This is a genomic window from Corallococcus sp. CA041A, assembly GCF_003612075.1.
Taxonomy (GTDB): domain Bacteria; phylum Myxococcota; class Myxococcia; order Myxococcales; family Myxococcaceae; genus Corallococcus; species Corallococcus exiguus.
Genome location: NZ_RAWF01000107.1, coordinates 16257 through 31513 on the forward strand (window position 1 = coordinate 16257; position 15257 = coordinate 31513).

Annotated in this window: 10 protein-coding genes; 5 read left to right on the forward strand and 5 right to left on the reverse strand. The window is 67.4% G+C overall.

Annotated features, from left to right (window positions below; genetic code table 11):
* The first annotated feature begins 158 nt into the window (after positions 1–158).
* On the forward strand, positions 159–4250 hold the full coding sequence (locus tag D7V77_RS20190) for an ELWxxDGT repeat protein (RefSeq protein WP_158624445.1): 4092 nt from the start codon (positions 159–161) through the stop codon (positions 4248–4250).
* 137 nt (positions 4251–4387) lie between these two features.
* On the opposite strand, the gene D7V77_RS20195 is transcribed toward D7V77_RS20190, so the two are convergent.
* Entirely contained in the window at positions 4388–5293 is a 906-nt protein-coding gene (locus D7V77_RS20195; RefSeq protein WP_120577924.1) for a LysR family transcriptional regulator, read from the reverse strand.
* 203 nt (positions 5294–5496) lie between these two features.
* Between D7V77_RS20195 and D7V77_RS20200 the strand changes: the two genes are divergently transcribed.
* The 3 genes from D7V77_RS20200 (at position 5497) to D7V77_RS20210 (ending at position 8762) form a co-directional block, all read left to right on the forward strand.
* Complete coding sequence (locus D7V77_RS20200; RefSeq protein ID WP_120577925.1) at positions 5497–6696, forward strand: MFS transporter; 1200 nt, start codon at positions 5497–5499, stop codon at positions 6694–6696.
* Positions 6693–7769, forward strand: coding sequence for an alpha/beta hydrolase (locus D7V77_RS20205; protein ID WP_233597118.1), 1077 nt, complete (start codon positions 6693–6695; stop codon positions 7767–7769). Before D7V77_RS20200 ends, D7V77_RS20205 begins: the two co-directional genes overlap by 4 nt.
* 351 nt (positions 7770–8120) lie before the next feature.
* Positions 8121–8762 (forward strand): DUF4386 domain-containing protein, encoded by a 642-nt coding sequence (locus tag D7V77_RS20210; protein ID WP_120577927.1) that lies wholly within the window; start codon positions 8121–8123, stop codon positions 8760–8762.
* On the opposite strand, the gene D7V77_RS20215 is transcribed toward D7V77_RS20210, so the two are convergent.
* The 3 genes from D7V77_RS20215 to D7V77_RS20225 form a co-directional block, all read right to left on the reverse strand.
* Positions 8740–9345 (reverse strand): Crp/Fnr family transcriptional regulator, encoded by a 606-nt coding sequence (locus D7V77_RS20215; RefSeq protein WP_120577928.1) that lies wholly within the window; start codon positions 9343–9345, stop codon positions 8740–8742. The genes D7V77_RS20210 and D7V77_RS20215 overlap by 23 nt on opposite strands.
* Before the next feature lie 38 nt (positions 9346–9383).
* Entirely contained in the window at positions 9384–11405 is a 2022-nt protein-coding gene (locus tag D7V77_RS20220; protein ID WP_233597119.1) for a hypothetical protein, read from the reverse strand.
* Positions 11406–11600: 195 nt separating this feature from the next.
* Complete coding sequence (locus D7V77_RS20225) at positions 11601–12920, reverse strand: amidohydrolase (RefSeq protein WP_120577930.1); 1320 nt, start codon at positions 12918–12920, stop codon at positions 11601–11603.
* 72 nt (positions 12921–12992) lie between these two features.
* On the opposite strand from D7V77_RS20225, the gene D7V77_RS20230 reads away from it, so the two are divergent.
* Positions 12993–14312, forward strand: a complete 1320-nt coding sequence (locus D7V77_RS20230; protein WP_120577931.1) for a hypothetical protein — start codon at positions 12993–12995, stop codon at positions 14310–14312.
* A gap of 33 nt (positions 14313–14345) precedes the next feature.
* On the opposite strand, the gene D7V77_RS20235 is transcribed toward D7V77_RS20230, so the two are convergent.
* The coding region (locus D7V77_RS20235; protein ID WP_147452112.1) for a methyltransferase domain-containing protein at positions 14346–15257 on the reverse strand (912 nt) is incomplete at its 5' end.

Consider the following 15257-nt stretch of genomic DNA (forward strand, 5'->3'; position numbering starts at 1 on the left):
TCCTCACGGAGGCCGCTCGTGGTCGTTTCAGGTGGGAAGTTCACGCTTCCCGGGTGAGGTCCGGTTTCCAAGTATGTCTTTGGAGCCGCACTGCTCGCGGGTGAGTGTGTCCGAACCCGGTTTGATCTGGAGTGGCTCCTCCGGCGATGTTTCCCGGCATGAGTTCGTTGGGGTTGAGGCTGTTCGCGGTTCTGGCCGCGGTGGGGGCGCTCATTGGCGTGGGCGGTTGCGAGGAGGCGAAGGAGAAGCCCTTCTCGCCCGTCACTCAGTCGGCGCGACTGCTGGACCCGCCCCAGTACGCCGCTGAGTTCCTGGGCGACCTGTGGCCGGGGGACACCGATTCCTCACCCATGACGCTGACGGAGGCGAATGGACTCCTCTATTTCTCGGCCGGACTCTTTCCCGACTTCCATGCTCCCTGGAGGAGCGATGGGACCGTCAACGGGACCGTCCGCCTTCTTCCTCCCTACCCGCGCCCAGAGCTGAGCCTTCATGAGGTGGCGTCCTTCACCGCGGTGAACGGCACCGTCTTCTTCACCGCCGGAGATGCGGACACCAGCAATCAGGATGTTGAGCTGTGGAAGACCGATGGCACCGCCATGGGAACCTCGCGCGTGAGGAACCTCCACCCGTCGGATAGCTCGTATCCGGAACAGCTCACGGCGGTGGGGAACACGCTGTTCTTCACTGCCGACGACGGCGTGTACGGAAGACGCCTTTGGAAGAGCGATGGAACGACCGCGGGCACCGTCCTGGTGCAGCCCCAGAAGCCCCCCACGATGCAGGAGCCCGGCTGTCTGACGAACTTCAACGGGACGCTGTTCTTCGTCGCAGACAGCTCGACGTACGGCCTCGCGCTGTGGAAGAGCAATGGCACCGCGAACGGCACCGTCGTCGTCAGGACCCTCAACGAAGAGAACTTTGGCGACTTCATACCGACCCCGGACCTGGCCTGCGCGGTCATCGGGAACCGGCTGTACTTCGAGGGGCCCAAGCCATCGGGTGGACGGGCGCTGTGGCGGAGCGATGGGACGGCTGCGGGCACCGTGCGCATCAAGGACATCACCTCCCGTGGCGCGGACAACCGGCTTGGTGTTTTCACGAACGTCCATGGCACGCTCTTCTTCACCGCTCAGGATCGAAGCCTTGTCGCGTTGTGGAAGAGCGATGGCACCGCGGAGGGGACGGTCGAGGTCTCGCTGTTTCCCGCCTTCCGGGAAGAAGACAGGCCGCAGTCTCTGACCGTGGTGGGCAACCTCCTCTTCTTCACCCGTCGCACCGGGGCGGGCGTCCGCGAGTTGTGGAAGAGCGATGGCTCGGAGTCGGGGACCCAGCGCGTCATGGTGATCCGTCGCGGGAGCTCGGTGCAAGAGCGCGTTTCGCTCGCCGCCTTCCAGGGCCTGCTGTACTTCACCGCCGAAGATGAGACGAGCGGAGCCGAGTTGTGGCGCACCGACGGCACGGAAGCCGGGACGGTCCGGGCGGTCGACCTGTGGCCTGGCGCCGCCAGCTCGGCGCCATCCTCCCTGCGGGTCGTCCGGGATGCGCTCTACTTCGCGGCCAATGACGGGGTGAGCGGCCGCGAGCTCTGGAGGAGCGATGGCACCTTGGCTGGCACCGTGCAGATGCGGAATATCTCCACCTTCAAGAAGAGCTCCGCTCCCTCTTTCGGCGTGGCCTTGAATGGCGTGCTGTACTTCGACGCTGAGGATGGGCCGCATGGGCGGGAACTCTGGCGGACGGATGGCACTCCGGCGGGAACCGCGTTGGTGAAGGACCTCTTGCCAGGGCAGAAGCGGGGCATGCCCACGCAACTGACGCCGATGGGGGGCATGCTCTACTTCACGGCTTTGGACGCCACGGGGTCCTCCCTGTTGTGGAAGAGCGACGGCACCGAGTCAGGCACCATGCAGGTGCTGAACAGCTTTCCCGAAGGAGGGAGGGATGTCGCGAACCTGAGGCGACTGGGGAACCTGCTGCTGTTCACGGCCTCGGAGCGAATCGGAGGGCGAGAGCTGTGGAGGAGCGACGGGACCGAGGCAGGCACCGTGCAGGTGAAGGACATCAATCCCGTGTCGCAAAGCATTCCGCCCCTGCCAGGGCTCGCGATCCTCAAGGACCACGTCTACTTCACGGCCTCCGAAGGCACCTCGGGCTACGAGCTGTGGAAGAGCGACGGGACCGAGGCGGGCACCGTGCGGGTGAAGGACATCGCCGTGGGCAGCGGGAGCAGTACCCCCATCGACATCTCCACGGTGGGCGAGCAGCTCTTCTTCTTCGCCAATGATGGCGTCACGGGCTCCGAGTTGTGGAAGAGCGACGGCACCGAGGCCGGCACCATGCGGGTGAAGGACATCTGGCCCGGGACCGCCAGCAGCAGGACGCCCGACTGGGGCCAATTCGTCGATGTGGACGGAGTGGCCTTTTTCATGGCCAATGATGGCTCGAGTGGCACGGAGCTTTGGAGGAGTGACGGCACGGAAGAAGGCACCGTGCGCGTCAAGGACCTCTCTCCTGGGAGCGCCAGTTCCACCATCTCCGCATCCAATCTCAAGGTCTACCAGGGGCAGCTCTTCTTCGGATTCTTCGACGGCCAGCAGGGCAACGAGCTGTGGCGCACGGATGGCTCCGAGGCGGGCACGGTCTGTGTCAAGGACCTCGTCCCCGGCGTCGGGGGTTCCTATCCCAGCAACTTCGTGGTCGTCGGGGGAACGCTCTTGTTCACAACCTTGTCTGGCCAGGGCCGAACGACGATCTGGCAGAGCGATGGAACGTCGACGGGGACGCAGCCCTTCGCGAGAGGCGGGGAGTGGTCCAATCCGGGGCAGCTGGCGCAGCTGGGCGACGATCTGATCTTCGTCGCCTACGACGGGTTGCACGGGAGTGAGGTGTGGCGCCTCCCGCGGGTCATAGACCAGACGCCACCCCGGTTGACGTGCCCAGCGTCCCTGGTGGCCGAGGCGACGAGCGCCCAGGGTGCGACGGTGGACTACCCGCTCGTGACGGCAACCGATGAGCGCGGGGAGACTCCGACGCTCCGCTACAGCCAGGAGAGCGGGACCCCGTTTCCGCTGGGGACCACGTCGGTGGTCGTCACCGCAGCCGACGCCGTGGGCAATAGCGCCACCTGCTCCTTCACGGTCGACGTGTGGGACACCACGCCGCCGGAACTCACCTGTCCGGTGGACGTGAGCACCTGGGCGACGGCCAATGACGGCGCCACGGTGGAGTATCCGGACGCCATCGCGACGGATACGGTCTCCGCCGCGACGCTCGAATACAGCCATGCGACCGGGACACGGTTTGGTCTGGGGCTCACCAAGGTCACGGTCGTGGCGACGGATGCCGCCGGGAACTCCTCTTCGTGCGCCTTCCAAGTCCAGGTGGCGGAGACGCCAGCACCGGCAATCACCTGTCCGGTGGACATCCAGGCCGAGGCCATTGCCGCCACGGGTGCGCCCGTCCATTACCCGGAAGCGAGCGCCACGGGGACCGGCGGGGTGTCGGTGACGTACAGCTCCGCGAGCGACAGCGTGTTCCCGCTGGGGGACACGTTGGTGACGGCGACCGCACGTGACGAACGAGGGCGCACGGCGAGCTGTGCCTTCACCGTCACCGTGCGCGACACCACGCCGCCGCAAGTGGGCTGTCCGGGGGACCTCGTGGCCGAAGCAGAGGGCCCCGACGGCGCGTCCGTTCCGTTCCTTCTCGTGAATCCCCGGGACGCGGTGACGCCTTTCCCCTCGGTGACGTCCAGCGCCAGTGCGGGGGCCCGCTTCCCGCTGGGAACCACGGAGGTCACCGTGACGGCGACGGATGCGGCGTCCAATGCCGCCACGTGTGCCTTCTCCATCACCGTGAGGGACACCACGCCCCCCGAGCTCAGCTGCCCCTCGGATGTGGTGATCAAGACCGGGAGCGACGAGGGCACGGTCGTGACCTTCCCGGAGGCCGTGGCCCGGGATGCGGTGACGCCGGTGGTTCCCGTGACCTACAGCCACGCGTCTGGCAGTGGGTTTCCGCGCGGCGCGACGGTCGTGACAGCGACGGCCCAGGATGCGTCAGGCCTCTCCGCTTCGTGCACGTTCCAGGTGACGGTGGCGTACTTCGTGCCCCCACCGGCGGGCGGGGAGGTGACGACGGGGTGCGCGTGCTCGGCGGAGGCTTCCGGCGGTGGTGGAGGCGCCGCGTGGTTCGCGCTCCTGGGGAGCGCCCTCTGGCTCCAGAGGCGTTCCCGCCGGGAGTGTTGAGGCAAAGGGCCCGGGGCCACTCCCTCGTGCAGGGCGTCCCGGACCTGCTGGTGCTCAAGCGCGTGGGCTGGGGCGACTCCGCGCAGCCACGAAGGGCCACCTGGAACTGCTCCGCGAAGGCGCGGCACCCGAGCAATTCAGCCCGCCCTGCCAGCCAGCTCCTTCGCTGCCTCGATGAAGCGGCGCAGGGGCTCCGAGCGCTGTGCGCGGCTGGGGGAGTAGAGGAAGAAACCCGGCACGAAGGGCGCGTAGTCCTCCAGCACCCGCACGAGGCGTCCGGAATCCAGATGCTCCTGGATGGCTGGCTCTTGGACGTACGCCAGCCCCAGCCCCTCGATGGCGAATGTCACGCCGGCCATCTCGTCGTTGGTGGCGACATTGCCGCGCACCGGGATGCGCCAGGTCCTGCTTTCGCGCTCCAGCTCCCAGGCATAGGGAGTTCCGGTCGTCTGTGAGCGCAGGACGATGCATTCGTGCTGGAGCAGGTCCTCGGGGCGCTCAGGAGCCCCGCGCTTATCGAGATAGGCCGGTGCACCCACCACCACGAAGCGGAAGGCATCCGTCAGACGCACCTGCACCATGTCGCGCTCGATGGTCTCGCTCAGACGCACGCCTGCGTCGTAGCCCTCCGCGACGATATCGATGAGGCGCTGTTCGACGATGATGTCCACCTCCACGCGGGGGTATCGCGCGCGGAAGGCTGACAGCACGGGCGCGATGAGCAGGGACACCGCTGCTCGTGGCACGGACAGCTTCAGCCGTCCGACGACCTCGCCTGGCTCGGCCGAGGCACCGTGGAGCGCGGCGGCCGCCTGAGCAAGGCCCGGACCGGCCTCCTCCACGAGCCGCCGTCCCGCATCCGTCAGGGACACGCTGCGAGTGGTGCGGTGGAGCAGGACCACGCTCAGCTGCTCCTCCAGCTGCCGGACGGACTGGCTCACGGCGGCCGTGGAGACGCCGAGCTCGCGCGCCGCGCCACGGAAGCTCTGAAGCCGCGCGACGGCAAGGAACACGTGCAGCTGCTGGAAGAGGACCGTCTTCATGTCGGGACTCCTCTGGGGCACGAATCGCCGGGCCACCATCAACCCCTGCTTAACGGCCCGTTCGCTCCTCGACATCTAGTCCTCGGAGGGTGCGCCGCGTAGTTCTTTCACCGGGCCCTGCTGCTTCGGGGGCATGACGCGCACGGCAAGGGCCTTGCGGACGTCGAAGCCTTCCAGCGCGCCCGACAACCTGAGGGAGCCTCATGTCCATCTCACTCGCTGGCGCGTCCGTGGCGCCGGCCCCGCGCTCCGCGTCATGGAGCGCCGTGTTCGCGCTCACCCTGTGTGTCTCGACGCTCATCGCGTCCGAGTTCATGCCGGTGAGCCTCCTGACGCCCATCGCGTCGGACCTCCACCTGAGCGAAGGCCGCGCGGGCCAGGCGATCGCCGTCTCCGGTCTCTTCGCCGTGCTGACGAGCCTCTTCATCACGTCCTTGGCCAGGTCCGTCGACCGCCGGAGGCTGCTCCTCGGTCTCACCGGCGTCATGTTGGCTTCGGGGCTCGTGACCGCCTTCGCGCCCAGCTACGCCGTGCTCATGGTGGGCCGTGCGCTCATCGGCGTCGTCATTGGCGGCTTCTGGTCGTTGTCCGCGGCCACCGTCATGCGCCTGGTCCCCCAGGACGAGGTACCGCGCGCGCTTGGCCTGCTGAACGGTGGCAACGCGCTGGCCACCACCATCGCGGCGCCGCTCGGCAGCTTCCTGGGCCAGTACATCGGGTGGCGGGGCGCGTTCTTCGCGGTCGTTCCGCTCGCGGCCATCACCCTCGTGTGGCAGGCCTCCACCTTGCCCCCAATGCCCACGGAGCGCGCCGCTCCGCCTCCGAGCACCTTCGCCATCCTCCGGCGCCCGAAGGCGCGGTGGGGCATCCTGGCGGTCGCGCTCTTCTTCATGGGCCAGTTCGCCCTCTTCACGTACCTGCGTCCCTTCCTGGAAACCGTCACACGGGTCGGGGTGTCCACCCTCTCGCTGCTCCTGTTGGGAATGGGCATCGCGGGGCTTCTGGGCACGTACCTCATCGGCTTCCTCGTGGGCAGGCGGTTGTCCGCGGTGCTCATCTCAGCCCCCGTGGCGATGGCCGTCATCGCGGTCCTGCTCATCGTCTTCGGCCCATCCCTCGCGGCAACGGCCGTCCTGCTGGTGGGGTGGGGACTCATCGGCACGGCGGCACCGGTCGCGTGGTGGACGTGGCTCAGCCGCACACTGCCGCGCGACGCGGAGGCTGGCGGCGGCCTCATGGTCGCGGCCATCCAGCTCGCCATCACCGTGGGCGCTTCGCTTGGAGGGCTGCTGTTCGACCGGAGCGGCTACCGGAGTTCGTTCGGAGTGAGCGCCTTGCTGCTCGGGGGCGCGGCCCTGCTGGCCATCCGAGCGTCGAAGCCTGAAGGCTCAATCAACCCATGAGGATGAAGACAATGAAATCACGTTTGCCTGGCGCGCTCCTGCGGGTGTCCCTCTCCGCGCTCGCGGCCTGCGCATCGCCGTCGGCAGCAGTGGCGCGTCCAACACCGGGCCTCGCGTCTGGTGACACATCCAACGGTGCGGACAACTTCTACACGAGCGACCAGGTCACCGTGGAGAAGGTTGTCTTCAAGAACCAATACAAGATGGATGTCGTTGGGAACCTGTTCGTTCCCAAAGGCCTGAACCGCGACGCGAAGACCCCGGCGATCGTCGTCGGACATCCCATGGGTGCGGTCAAGGAGCAGAGCGCGAACCTGTACGCCACGAAGATGGCGGAGCAGGGATTCGTCACCCTGTCCCTGGACCTGTCCTTCTGGGGCGAGAGTGCGGGCCAACCCCGCAATGTCGTCGCGCCGGACATCTATGCCGAGGACTTCAGCGCCGCGGTGGACTTCCTGCGCTCCCAGCCGTTTGTCGACAAGGAGCGGGTGGGCGCCATCGGAATCTGCGGCAGCGGGAGCTTCGTCATCAGCGCGGCCAAGATCGATCCTCGCATCAAGGCCATCGCGACCGTCAGCATGTATGACATGGGCGCCGCCAACCGGAACGGGCTCCGGCACTCGGTGAGCCTCGAGCAGAGGAAGAAGTACATCGAGGAGGCAGCCCTGCAGCGCGATGTGGAGTTCGCGGGCGGTGAAACGAAATATACGAGCGGAACGCCCGAGACCCTGAATGACCAATCCACTGCGACGGACCGTGAGTTCTACGACTTCTATCGCACCGCGCGTGGGCACCACTCGAACACCACGACGCACCCGACGCTCAGCAGCAATACCCGGTTCATGAACTTCTACCCGTTCACGGACATCGAGACGATCTCTCCCCGGCCGATGCTCTTCATCGCGGGCGAGAACGCCCATTCCCGGGAGTTCAGCGACGAGGCCTACCGGCTCGCCGGTGAACCCAAGGAACGGGTCCTCGTGCCCGGCGCGGGTCACGTGGACCTCTACGACCGCGTCGGCCGGATTCCCTTTGAAAAGCTGACCACGTTCTTCATGACGAACCTGAAGTGACCGAGGCAAGCGGGCCCTTCCTCCCGGAGGAGGCATCGGGTCCACCACGGCCGGTGCCTTCGCGCTCGAAGCGGCGACGGTCGCGGAGCTGCGGGCGGGCTGACTGAGGCCTACCTCGGGCGCATCCGTGCGCTCGGCCGCATCGAGGACCTGCCGCTGTGCTCGGTCATCAAGCTCAACGAGCAGGCTTCGCACGCGCGCCGCAAGCCCGGGTTCACGCGGAGCATGGACCCGCGTGGCGGGTAGGGTGGACCGGGCCGTGCCCACTTCTTGATCCTCGTCAATGCGGGCGAGGGCTCCCCCCTCCAGTCTGGAGGCCACAACGTCGCTGAACGTTCTGGATCCCTCGCGATGAACATCTCCCGCCTTCACTCCCGCTCCCTGGGAGCACTCTTCCTCCTGCCGTTTCTTGCCTACGGCATCGGCACCGCGCTCGTCACCTCCGTCCTGAATGAGCCGGAGCACCTGTCCGGACAGAGGACGCTGTTCGTGGGGGGCGCGCTGCTGCTCCTGTTGAACTCCCTCTTCGTCGTCGGAATTGGCGTGCTGTTCTTTCCCATCCTCCGTGAGCGGAGCCCGGGCATCGCCGTCGCGTACGTCTGCACGCGGGTGATGGAGGCGCTGACCCTCATCGTTGGAGTGGTGTTCCTGCTGTGCATCCTTGAACTCGGAGAATCCGCGCAAGGGCAGGAGACGCTGTTCCAGCTGCTGTCGAAGGGGAACTTCTGGGCGTACCAGCTCGCGATGATCATCCTGGGGGTCGGCAGCGTGGCGTTCTGCCTGTCGCTGTACCGCTCCCGGCTTCTCCCCTCGTGGCTCCCGCTGGTGGGCGCGGTGGGCTACGGGCTTCTGGCGCTGGGGTCCGTGCTGGAGCTCTTCGGGCTGCCGTGGGGCATCCTCTTCTCCGGGCCCGGGGGCCTGTTCGAGCTGACCCTCGGCGGCTGGCTCATCGCCCCGGGGTTCCGGACGGTCACGCCCTCCGTCGCGGCGTAGCCGGCTTGCCGCGCGTGGCGATGCGCTTCCGGATCCGGCTCAGCGACTCGGGCTTCACGCCGATGTAGGTGGCCAGCTGGTATTGGGGAATCCGCTGGAGGATGTCCGGCCGCGTCTTCGAGAGCTTGAGGTAGCGCTGCTCCGGCGTCTCGGTGAGATAGGAAGCGAACCGCTCCTGCTGTTCCGCCAGGACCTTCTGCATCACCCTCCGGGAGATGCTCTCGAAGCGCGGGAAGCGCCGATACAGGTCCCCCTCGCGTTGCTCGGTGCCCACGACCACCGTGGTGTCCTCCGCGCAGACCATGAAGTGATCCGCCGGGGTCCGGTTCATCATGCTGTGAATGGAGAGGACCCATTCGTCCTCGGTGAAGAACCCGTTGCTCCGCTCCTCCCCGTCGACGAGGGCGTACTGGCGGACGCAGCCCTGGAGGACGAAGTAGGCCTCGGTGGAGACCTGGCCCGCCATGAGCAGGTGAGTGCCTTTCGGACAGGTCCTCACCACCATGCTGTCCAGGATGGCCTGGGCTTCCTCGTCCGACAGAGGAGCGATGCGGCGGAAGTAGTCGACGAGCTTGTTCTTCATGCGAGCCCCGCGCGACGGCGGGGCCCCATCTTCTCAAGTCAGAGCGTCTTGAGGTACTCGATGATGGCCAGACGCTCCGGGTCGGTGAGCACGGAATTGAACTCGTGGCCGCCGTTGTCCTGGCCGAAGGCGTTGGTGTTGTAGATCTTCCGGTCCTCGAGCTGCTGCCGCGTGCGGGTGGGCGGGAAGAGGATGTTCCAGGAAAGAGCCAGGTTGCTGAAGAGCACGTTCATCATCTCCTGCGCCAGGGGAGTGGTGAACTCGTCGCCCGGCTGGCAGTTGATGTACGGCGACACCGCTGGATTCAGGGGCGTGCGCCACTTGCAGGGGATGGTGTCGTACTTCCAGCCGAGCCTGGTGGAGTCGTAGGCGCGTTGCAGGTCCGTGTCGAAGCCCATGAGGCTCAGCGGCTGATCCCACCGCGGCGGCGCGGAGACCCGGCGCCAGATGGGCTTGCGGTCAGCGGGCTTGAGCACCTCCCAGACATTGGGAACCGAGCCGTTGTGCAAGTACGGCGAGGTGGCCCAGACCCCGTACAGCGGCGGCGCGAGGTAGCCGAGTTCCCGATTGCCACGGATGTGCGGCTGGTTCTGCGGACCACAGTCGTTGGCGGTGCCAGCCGTTGAGGGGTAGCCGAAGAAGTTCTTGGCGCCCGCGGACTGAACCGCCGCGTTGTTGGTATTCACCCGGACCGGGTCGGTGCCAATGATTCTCAGCGGGGCGATGTAGCTCGCCATGCCCTCCAGCGCCGGTGTCGCCAGGAAGGCCGGGTTGTTGACGTAGCGGGGCGAGTAGGCCCCATGGCAGCTCGCGCACGAGCCGTTGCCCTGCGGTCGCGGCACGGCGTTGTTGCGCCCCGGTGCCCACATGTCGAGCGTGTGGAACAGCACCGCCCCCTGCTCGGCCAGCGCCTGGTTGATGGGCAGTGGATAGGGCGGTGACTTGAGTGAATCGACCCAGGTGTTGAGCGCCGGGCCGTTGGTCCGCATCCAGTCCTGGCCCGCTTCACTCAGCGGCCCGCCGGCGCTTCCGAACAGGCCGATGAACGGCGTGTAGAACACCATGTCCACGCGCGGCGCATCCATGGGGAAGACGCCGTCGACGAACTTCACCGGCCGGTGCCCCATGTTCCACCAGGCGGGCGTATCCATTCCGGCGGTCGAGCCGGAGTTGATGAGCCCAATCACCTCGGAAGGCGTCAGCAGGTTCTCGTCCGGGAACAGGAAGGCGAGGTTGATGTCGCTGGCGTTGTTGGTGCCACGGGTCCGGTTGAGGTTCAGGAACGTGGCGAGCGACGCCGGGTAGCCCAGGGGCAACAGGTCGCTCAGGAACAGGTCCAGGTCCGCCAGGCTGCTGCCGCCGCCCACCTGCACCCCCAGGCCCGGGCCATCCCCGGGTTTGCCCACCATGCCGCTGTGGCAGGCATGACAGGTGACGCCGATGCGGCCGCTCCAGCTCCCATCCGGGTTGCGAAGCTGCGTGAGCATCTGCGGCAGTTGTCCGCTCCCGCCGTTGGAGAGATTCGGAAGCTGCCCGGGCAATGGATAGGGATTGCGCGCGGTACTCTGCCCCGACCCGTAGCGCTGGGCGACCAGGGTGTCGAAGTTGTCGGGACGGAAGAGAAAGCCCCAGACGCGCCACAGTTCGTTGTACTGCGCCGCGGAGAAGGTAGCGATGCCGAACGCAGCCTCGGGCCGTGTGTAGTTGGTGCCGGTGAACAGCACGCCCACTCCGGGATGGCCATTGGTCAGCAGCCCCTCGCCATGAGCGAAGCGCGCACGCAGTTCGCCACAGCTCTTCGCTGCTCCCTGCTCCTTCACGGCCTCTGGATCGACATGACAATTCTTCCAGTAGGCATTGAAGTGCACCGCCCGCCCGTCACTGATGCCGGGCTGCACCAGGGTCCGAGGATCCACCGGCAAGAGCGCACTGTCCGGCTTGCCATAGCAGAAGTCCCACTGCGCCGAGCCGCCTCGACTGCTCCCCAGCAAATCACTCGCGGCGCCGACGCCAGGCACCGCCAACGCCGCCATGACAGACAGCATGCGAACGAATGGCACGGCGGCGCCGCTTCCGACGAACGGCCTTCTCACAACGCGCATGAGCTCCTCCTGCTTCGCGGCTGACTTTGCTGACGGCGAGGCGGAGGGGCGCGCGGAGGATGAGGGTCGGGCGCCTCGCTAAGCGAAACGATAGGCCTCTATTGGCACTCCGTCAATAACGGATGAAAAGCCCGAGGCGCCCGGGTGGGGACGTCAGGGTTTGCCCAGCAGCTCCAGCGCGGAGGTGGTCATCAGGGTGACGCCGGTGCGCAGCGCGCGCTCGCGGTCCGGCGCGTAGAGGGGCGAGTGCGGGGAGGGGAGTGCCTCCTCCGTGCCCTTGGCCTCGGCGAAGCGTTTGGGTTCGGTGATGCCCAGCCACAGCATCACCGAGGGCACGCCCGCGCGGCCGTACTCGGAGAAGTCCTCTCCGCCCATGACGGATGGCGTCTCGCTGAGGTTCTTCTCGCCCAGCACCTTGCCCACCGCGGCCACCAGCCGCTTCGTGAGTTCCGGGTCATTGTAGGTGGCGGGCGTGCCTTCGGTGACGTTGACGGTGGGGGGGCGGGGCGCTCCAGATGCCATCGCCTCCGCCTTGGCGATGCGCTCGATGCCAGCCAGCAGCGCCTTGCGCACCTCCGGCTTGTACGTGCGCAGCGTGATCTGCAGGCGCACCTCGTCCGGGATGATGTTGCTCTTGGTGCCACCGTGGATGGAGCCCACCGTGAGCACGGCCGGCTCCAGCGGGCTCTTCTCCCGGCTGACGAGCGTCTGCAGCGAGAGGACGGTGCGCGCCGCCATCACCACCGGGTCCACGGTGGTGTGCGGGTACGCACCGTGCCCGCCCTTGCCGTAGAGGGTGACGTCCACCGAGTCCACGCTCGCCAGCGCATAGCCGGGGGTGAACTGCACCATCCCCGCCGCGGCGTTGGCCACGGTGTGCATGGCCACGGCGACGTCCGGCTTGGGGAAGCGCGTGAACAGGCCGTCCGCCAGCATCTGCCGGGCCCCGGCTCCAATCTCCTCGGCCGGCTGCCCCACCAGCATCAACGTGCCACGCCACCGGTCCTTCGTCCGCGCCAGCAGCGTGGCCGTGCCAATCCATGACGTCATGTGCACGTCGTGCCCGCACGCGTGCATCACCGAGACCTCCGTCCCGCCTGCATCCTTCGCCTTCGTCCTGCTGGCGTAGGGCAGTCCCGTCTTCTCCTCCACCGGAAGCCCGTCCAGGTCCGTGCGCAGCATCACCGTGGGGCCCTTGCCGTTGCGCAACAGGGCCACCACGCCGTGCCCGCCCACCTTCGGCGTCACCTCGAAGCCGAGCTTGCGCAGGCGCTCGGCCAGCTTCGCCGCTGTCTTCTCCTCCTGGAGTGACAGCTCGGGCGTCTGGTGCAGGTCGCGGTAGAGCGCATCGAGTTCGGGGTACAGCGCGTCCAGGCCCGCGAGGACCGTGGGAGGGGGCGCCGCCGCGAACGCGGGGCCGCCGGGCGCCGCGACACAGGCGAAGAGCAGGGGAAGCAGGGGGAGCGTTTTCACCAGGGGGTCTCCTGACCGTCAGGGAGCCCTCACTGTACTCGGGCGAGGCATACATTCGAGCCGGGGGGACATATGTCCACGAGCAATCTTCCGATCGAGGTCGAGCTCATCTACGAGCTCATGCCCTGCAACGCCATGCGCTCGGCGCAGGAACCCCTCCGGCCGCCCCATCCCTGCGCCTATTTCCGTCAGTGGGGGAGCTATCACAGCTACGACTACGTGGAGGACAGCCCGCCTCCCGAGCCAGGCATCGTCCACCCGGCGAAGTACGTAGGGCGCGCACCCCTGGTCCCCGAGGCGCTGAGTGGCTGCCGCAAGGCCCCCATCATGGCGGTCGGGATCAACCCCAATCTCCCGGCGTGGTGGAGCGCGAAGCGCCAGTCGCTCTACCCGCTGTTCGACGACTACCAGCAATACGCGCACTACTTCCGGTACCGCGCGGTGGACAAGCTGGAGGTGCCGCGCGCCGACTACGAGCGCTTCGGCGGCGGAGCGCAGGACACGCCGTACTCCGACTTCGAGCTTCAAGTGCCCGCGGACGAGACCGGTGCTCGCCGGGTGCCCCTCAAGCTCCAACCCCAGAAGATGTATGAGACGTACCAGGGGCTCTTGGACTCAGTGGCGGAGGAGATGGGCTGGAGGGGCCACAAGCTCCGGGTAGGGGAGGATCTCTCCTACGGGAACATGGTGGCGTGTCCCTCGGCGAAGTGGACCACGAGAGCCTCCCCGGAGGATCCGACGCTGCCCCCGATGACTGTCGCCCAGCGGGATGGCATCGTCAGCGAGTGCTTCCGCGAGCGGAGGTACTTCCTCCGACAGCTCTTCCAGAGCCTTCCCTCCGTGCTGCTGTGCTTCAGCCAGAGCACCGCGAACGCGCTCATCTCCGAGTTGAAGTCTCTCTTCGTGAAGGGGAATCCCCAGCCGGGGGAGCCGCTGGAGTCGCTGATGTCCCGGGAGATCCGCCTGAGGTTCGGCGCCGCGCCGGATGGCAGCGAGCTGGGGGCGCGAGTCATCTTCGCGCCTCACATCACCGGGGACTCCGCCGACTTCGAGAAGTCCCGAGCGCGGGTCATCGAGCAACTCCTGGAGGAGGCCAGGGCGGGACGGCTCGCCATGAATCCACAGACCGGGCACCTGCGGCGCCCCAAGGGCGCCTGCGTCCTCTGCACCCTGATGCGGATTGGTCCGTGTGACTACGAGCGTGAGCTGCAGCCGCTCAGCCCGCAACCGGCGCTCACGGCCGCCTCGCCCGGGCCGCTCCTGGCCAGGGAGAAATCCGCACAGCTCGCGTGGGTGCGAGAGACGTTGGCCGTGTCCCCTCCGGTTCCGGTGGCGTGGGGCGACACGGATGAAGAGGCAGGGGAGCGCTTCGATTCGGGAGACCTGCCGTGAACCCCCTGCGCGGAGCCGCGCGCCGCAAGCCCCTCACGCGAAGGCGGCGCTGCGCAGGATCATCACGTCGGCGAAGTCGTGGCGCCCCGGCGCGAGACACAGCGCCCCCTGCGACACCTGCTCGAGGAAGTGCTCGCCGTAGTCGTGGCGGGGGCCCGAGGCGTACACGGTGATGTCCCGGGCCCGCGCGACGTCTCCGAGCATCCGGGCCACCGCGTGCGCCACCTCTCCCCAGAAGGGGAAGTACAGATAGAACGCGGTGCCGTCCGACAGGTCCACGTCTCGGACATCCGCGTGGATGAACTCCAGGTTCGGCAGCGCGAAACGTGCGCTATTGCCGCGCGCGGACTCGACGTATGTCTTTGCGAACTCCACGCCCTTGACCCGGGCGGAGGAGCTCGCGGCGACTGTGATGGCGAACTTCCCATTGCCACAGCCGAGATCGTAGACCGTGTCGCGCGGCCCTGGCTTCGCGATGGAGAGGAAGTCTGAGATGCGCTGGGCCCGGGATGCCAGGTTCACCTGACCGAATGGGGGGCGGTCCTGGCCGGTGGTGATGCGTGAAATGCGCAGCAGGCCCTCGAGCCAGTCATCCGCCGCCGTGCTCGCGCGTCCCGTGGCCTCGGTGAAGCCGAGCCCCTCCCATTGCTCCCGGAAGCGTGCCGGAGAGAGGTCCCCCGTTCGAAGCCGCTGGGCGATGTCATCTCCGGCCGCATCCAGCGCCTCGGTCACCAGGAGTACACGCGCCTGCAGCGCGGCCCAGAGCGCCTGGAGCTCCGGACGGGCCCGCACATCCAGAAGGAGCAACTCCGGTTCCACGTTCTCCTGCACGAAGGCGAAGCGCTCAAGGAGCTCCCACTGCGCGCCCAGGCCCAACGTCCGCGAATCTCCTGGGGCCAGGAGGGCCTCGGCGCGCTCGGCCCACCAGGGAGGGGCAGGTAGGAC

Bases quoted from the DNA above. Each gene is read 5' to 3' on its own strand.
- D7V77_RS20190 (WP_158624445.1), top strand. From the start codon at position 159: ATGAGTTCGTTGGGGTTGAGGCTGTTCGCGGTTCTGGCCGCGGTGGGG.
- D7V77_RS20195 (WP_120577924.1), bottom strand. From the start codon at position 5,293: ATGAAGACGGTCCTCTTCCAGCAGCTGCACGTGTTCCTTGCCGTCGCG.
- D7V77_RS20200 (WP_120577925.1), top strand. From the start codon at position 5,497: ATGTCCATCTCACTCGCTGGCGCGTCCGTGGCGCCGGCCCCGCGCTCC.
- D7V77_RS20205 (WP_233597118.1), top strand. From the start codon at position 6,693: ATGAGGATGAAGACAATGAAATCACGTTTGCCTGGCGCGCTCCTGCGG.
- D7V77_RS20210 (WP_120577927.1), top strand. From the start codon at position 8,121: ATGAACATCTCCCGCCTTCACTCCCGCTCCCTGGGAGCACTCTTCCTC.
- D7V77_RS20215 (WP_120577928.1), bottom strand. From the start codon at position 9,345: ATGAAGAACAAGCTCGTCGACTACTTCCGCCGCATCGCTCCTCTGTCG.
- D7V77_RS20230 (WP_120577931.1), top strand. From the start codon at position 12,993: ATGTCCACGAGCAATCTTCCGATCGAGGTCGAGCTCATCTACGAGCTC.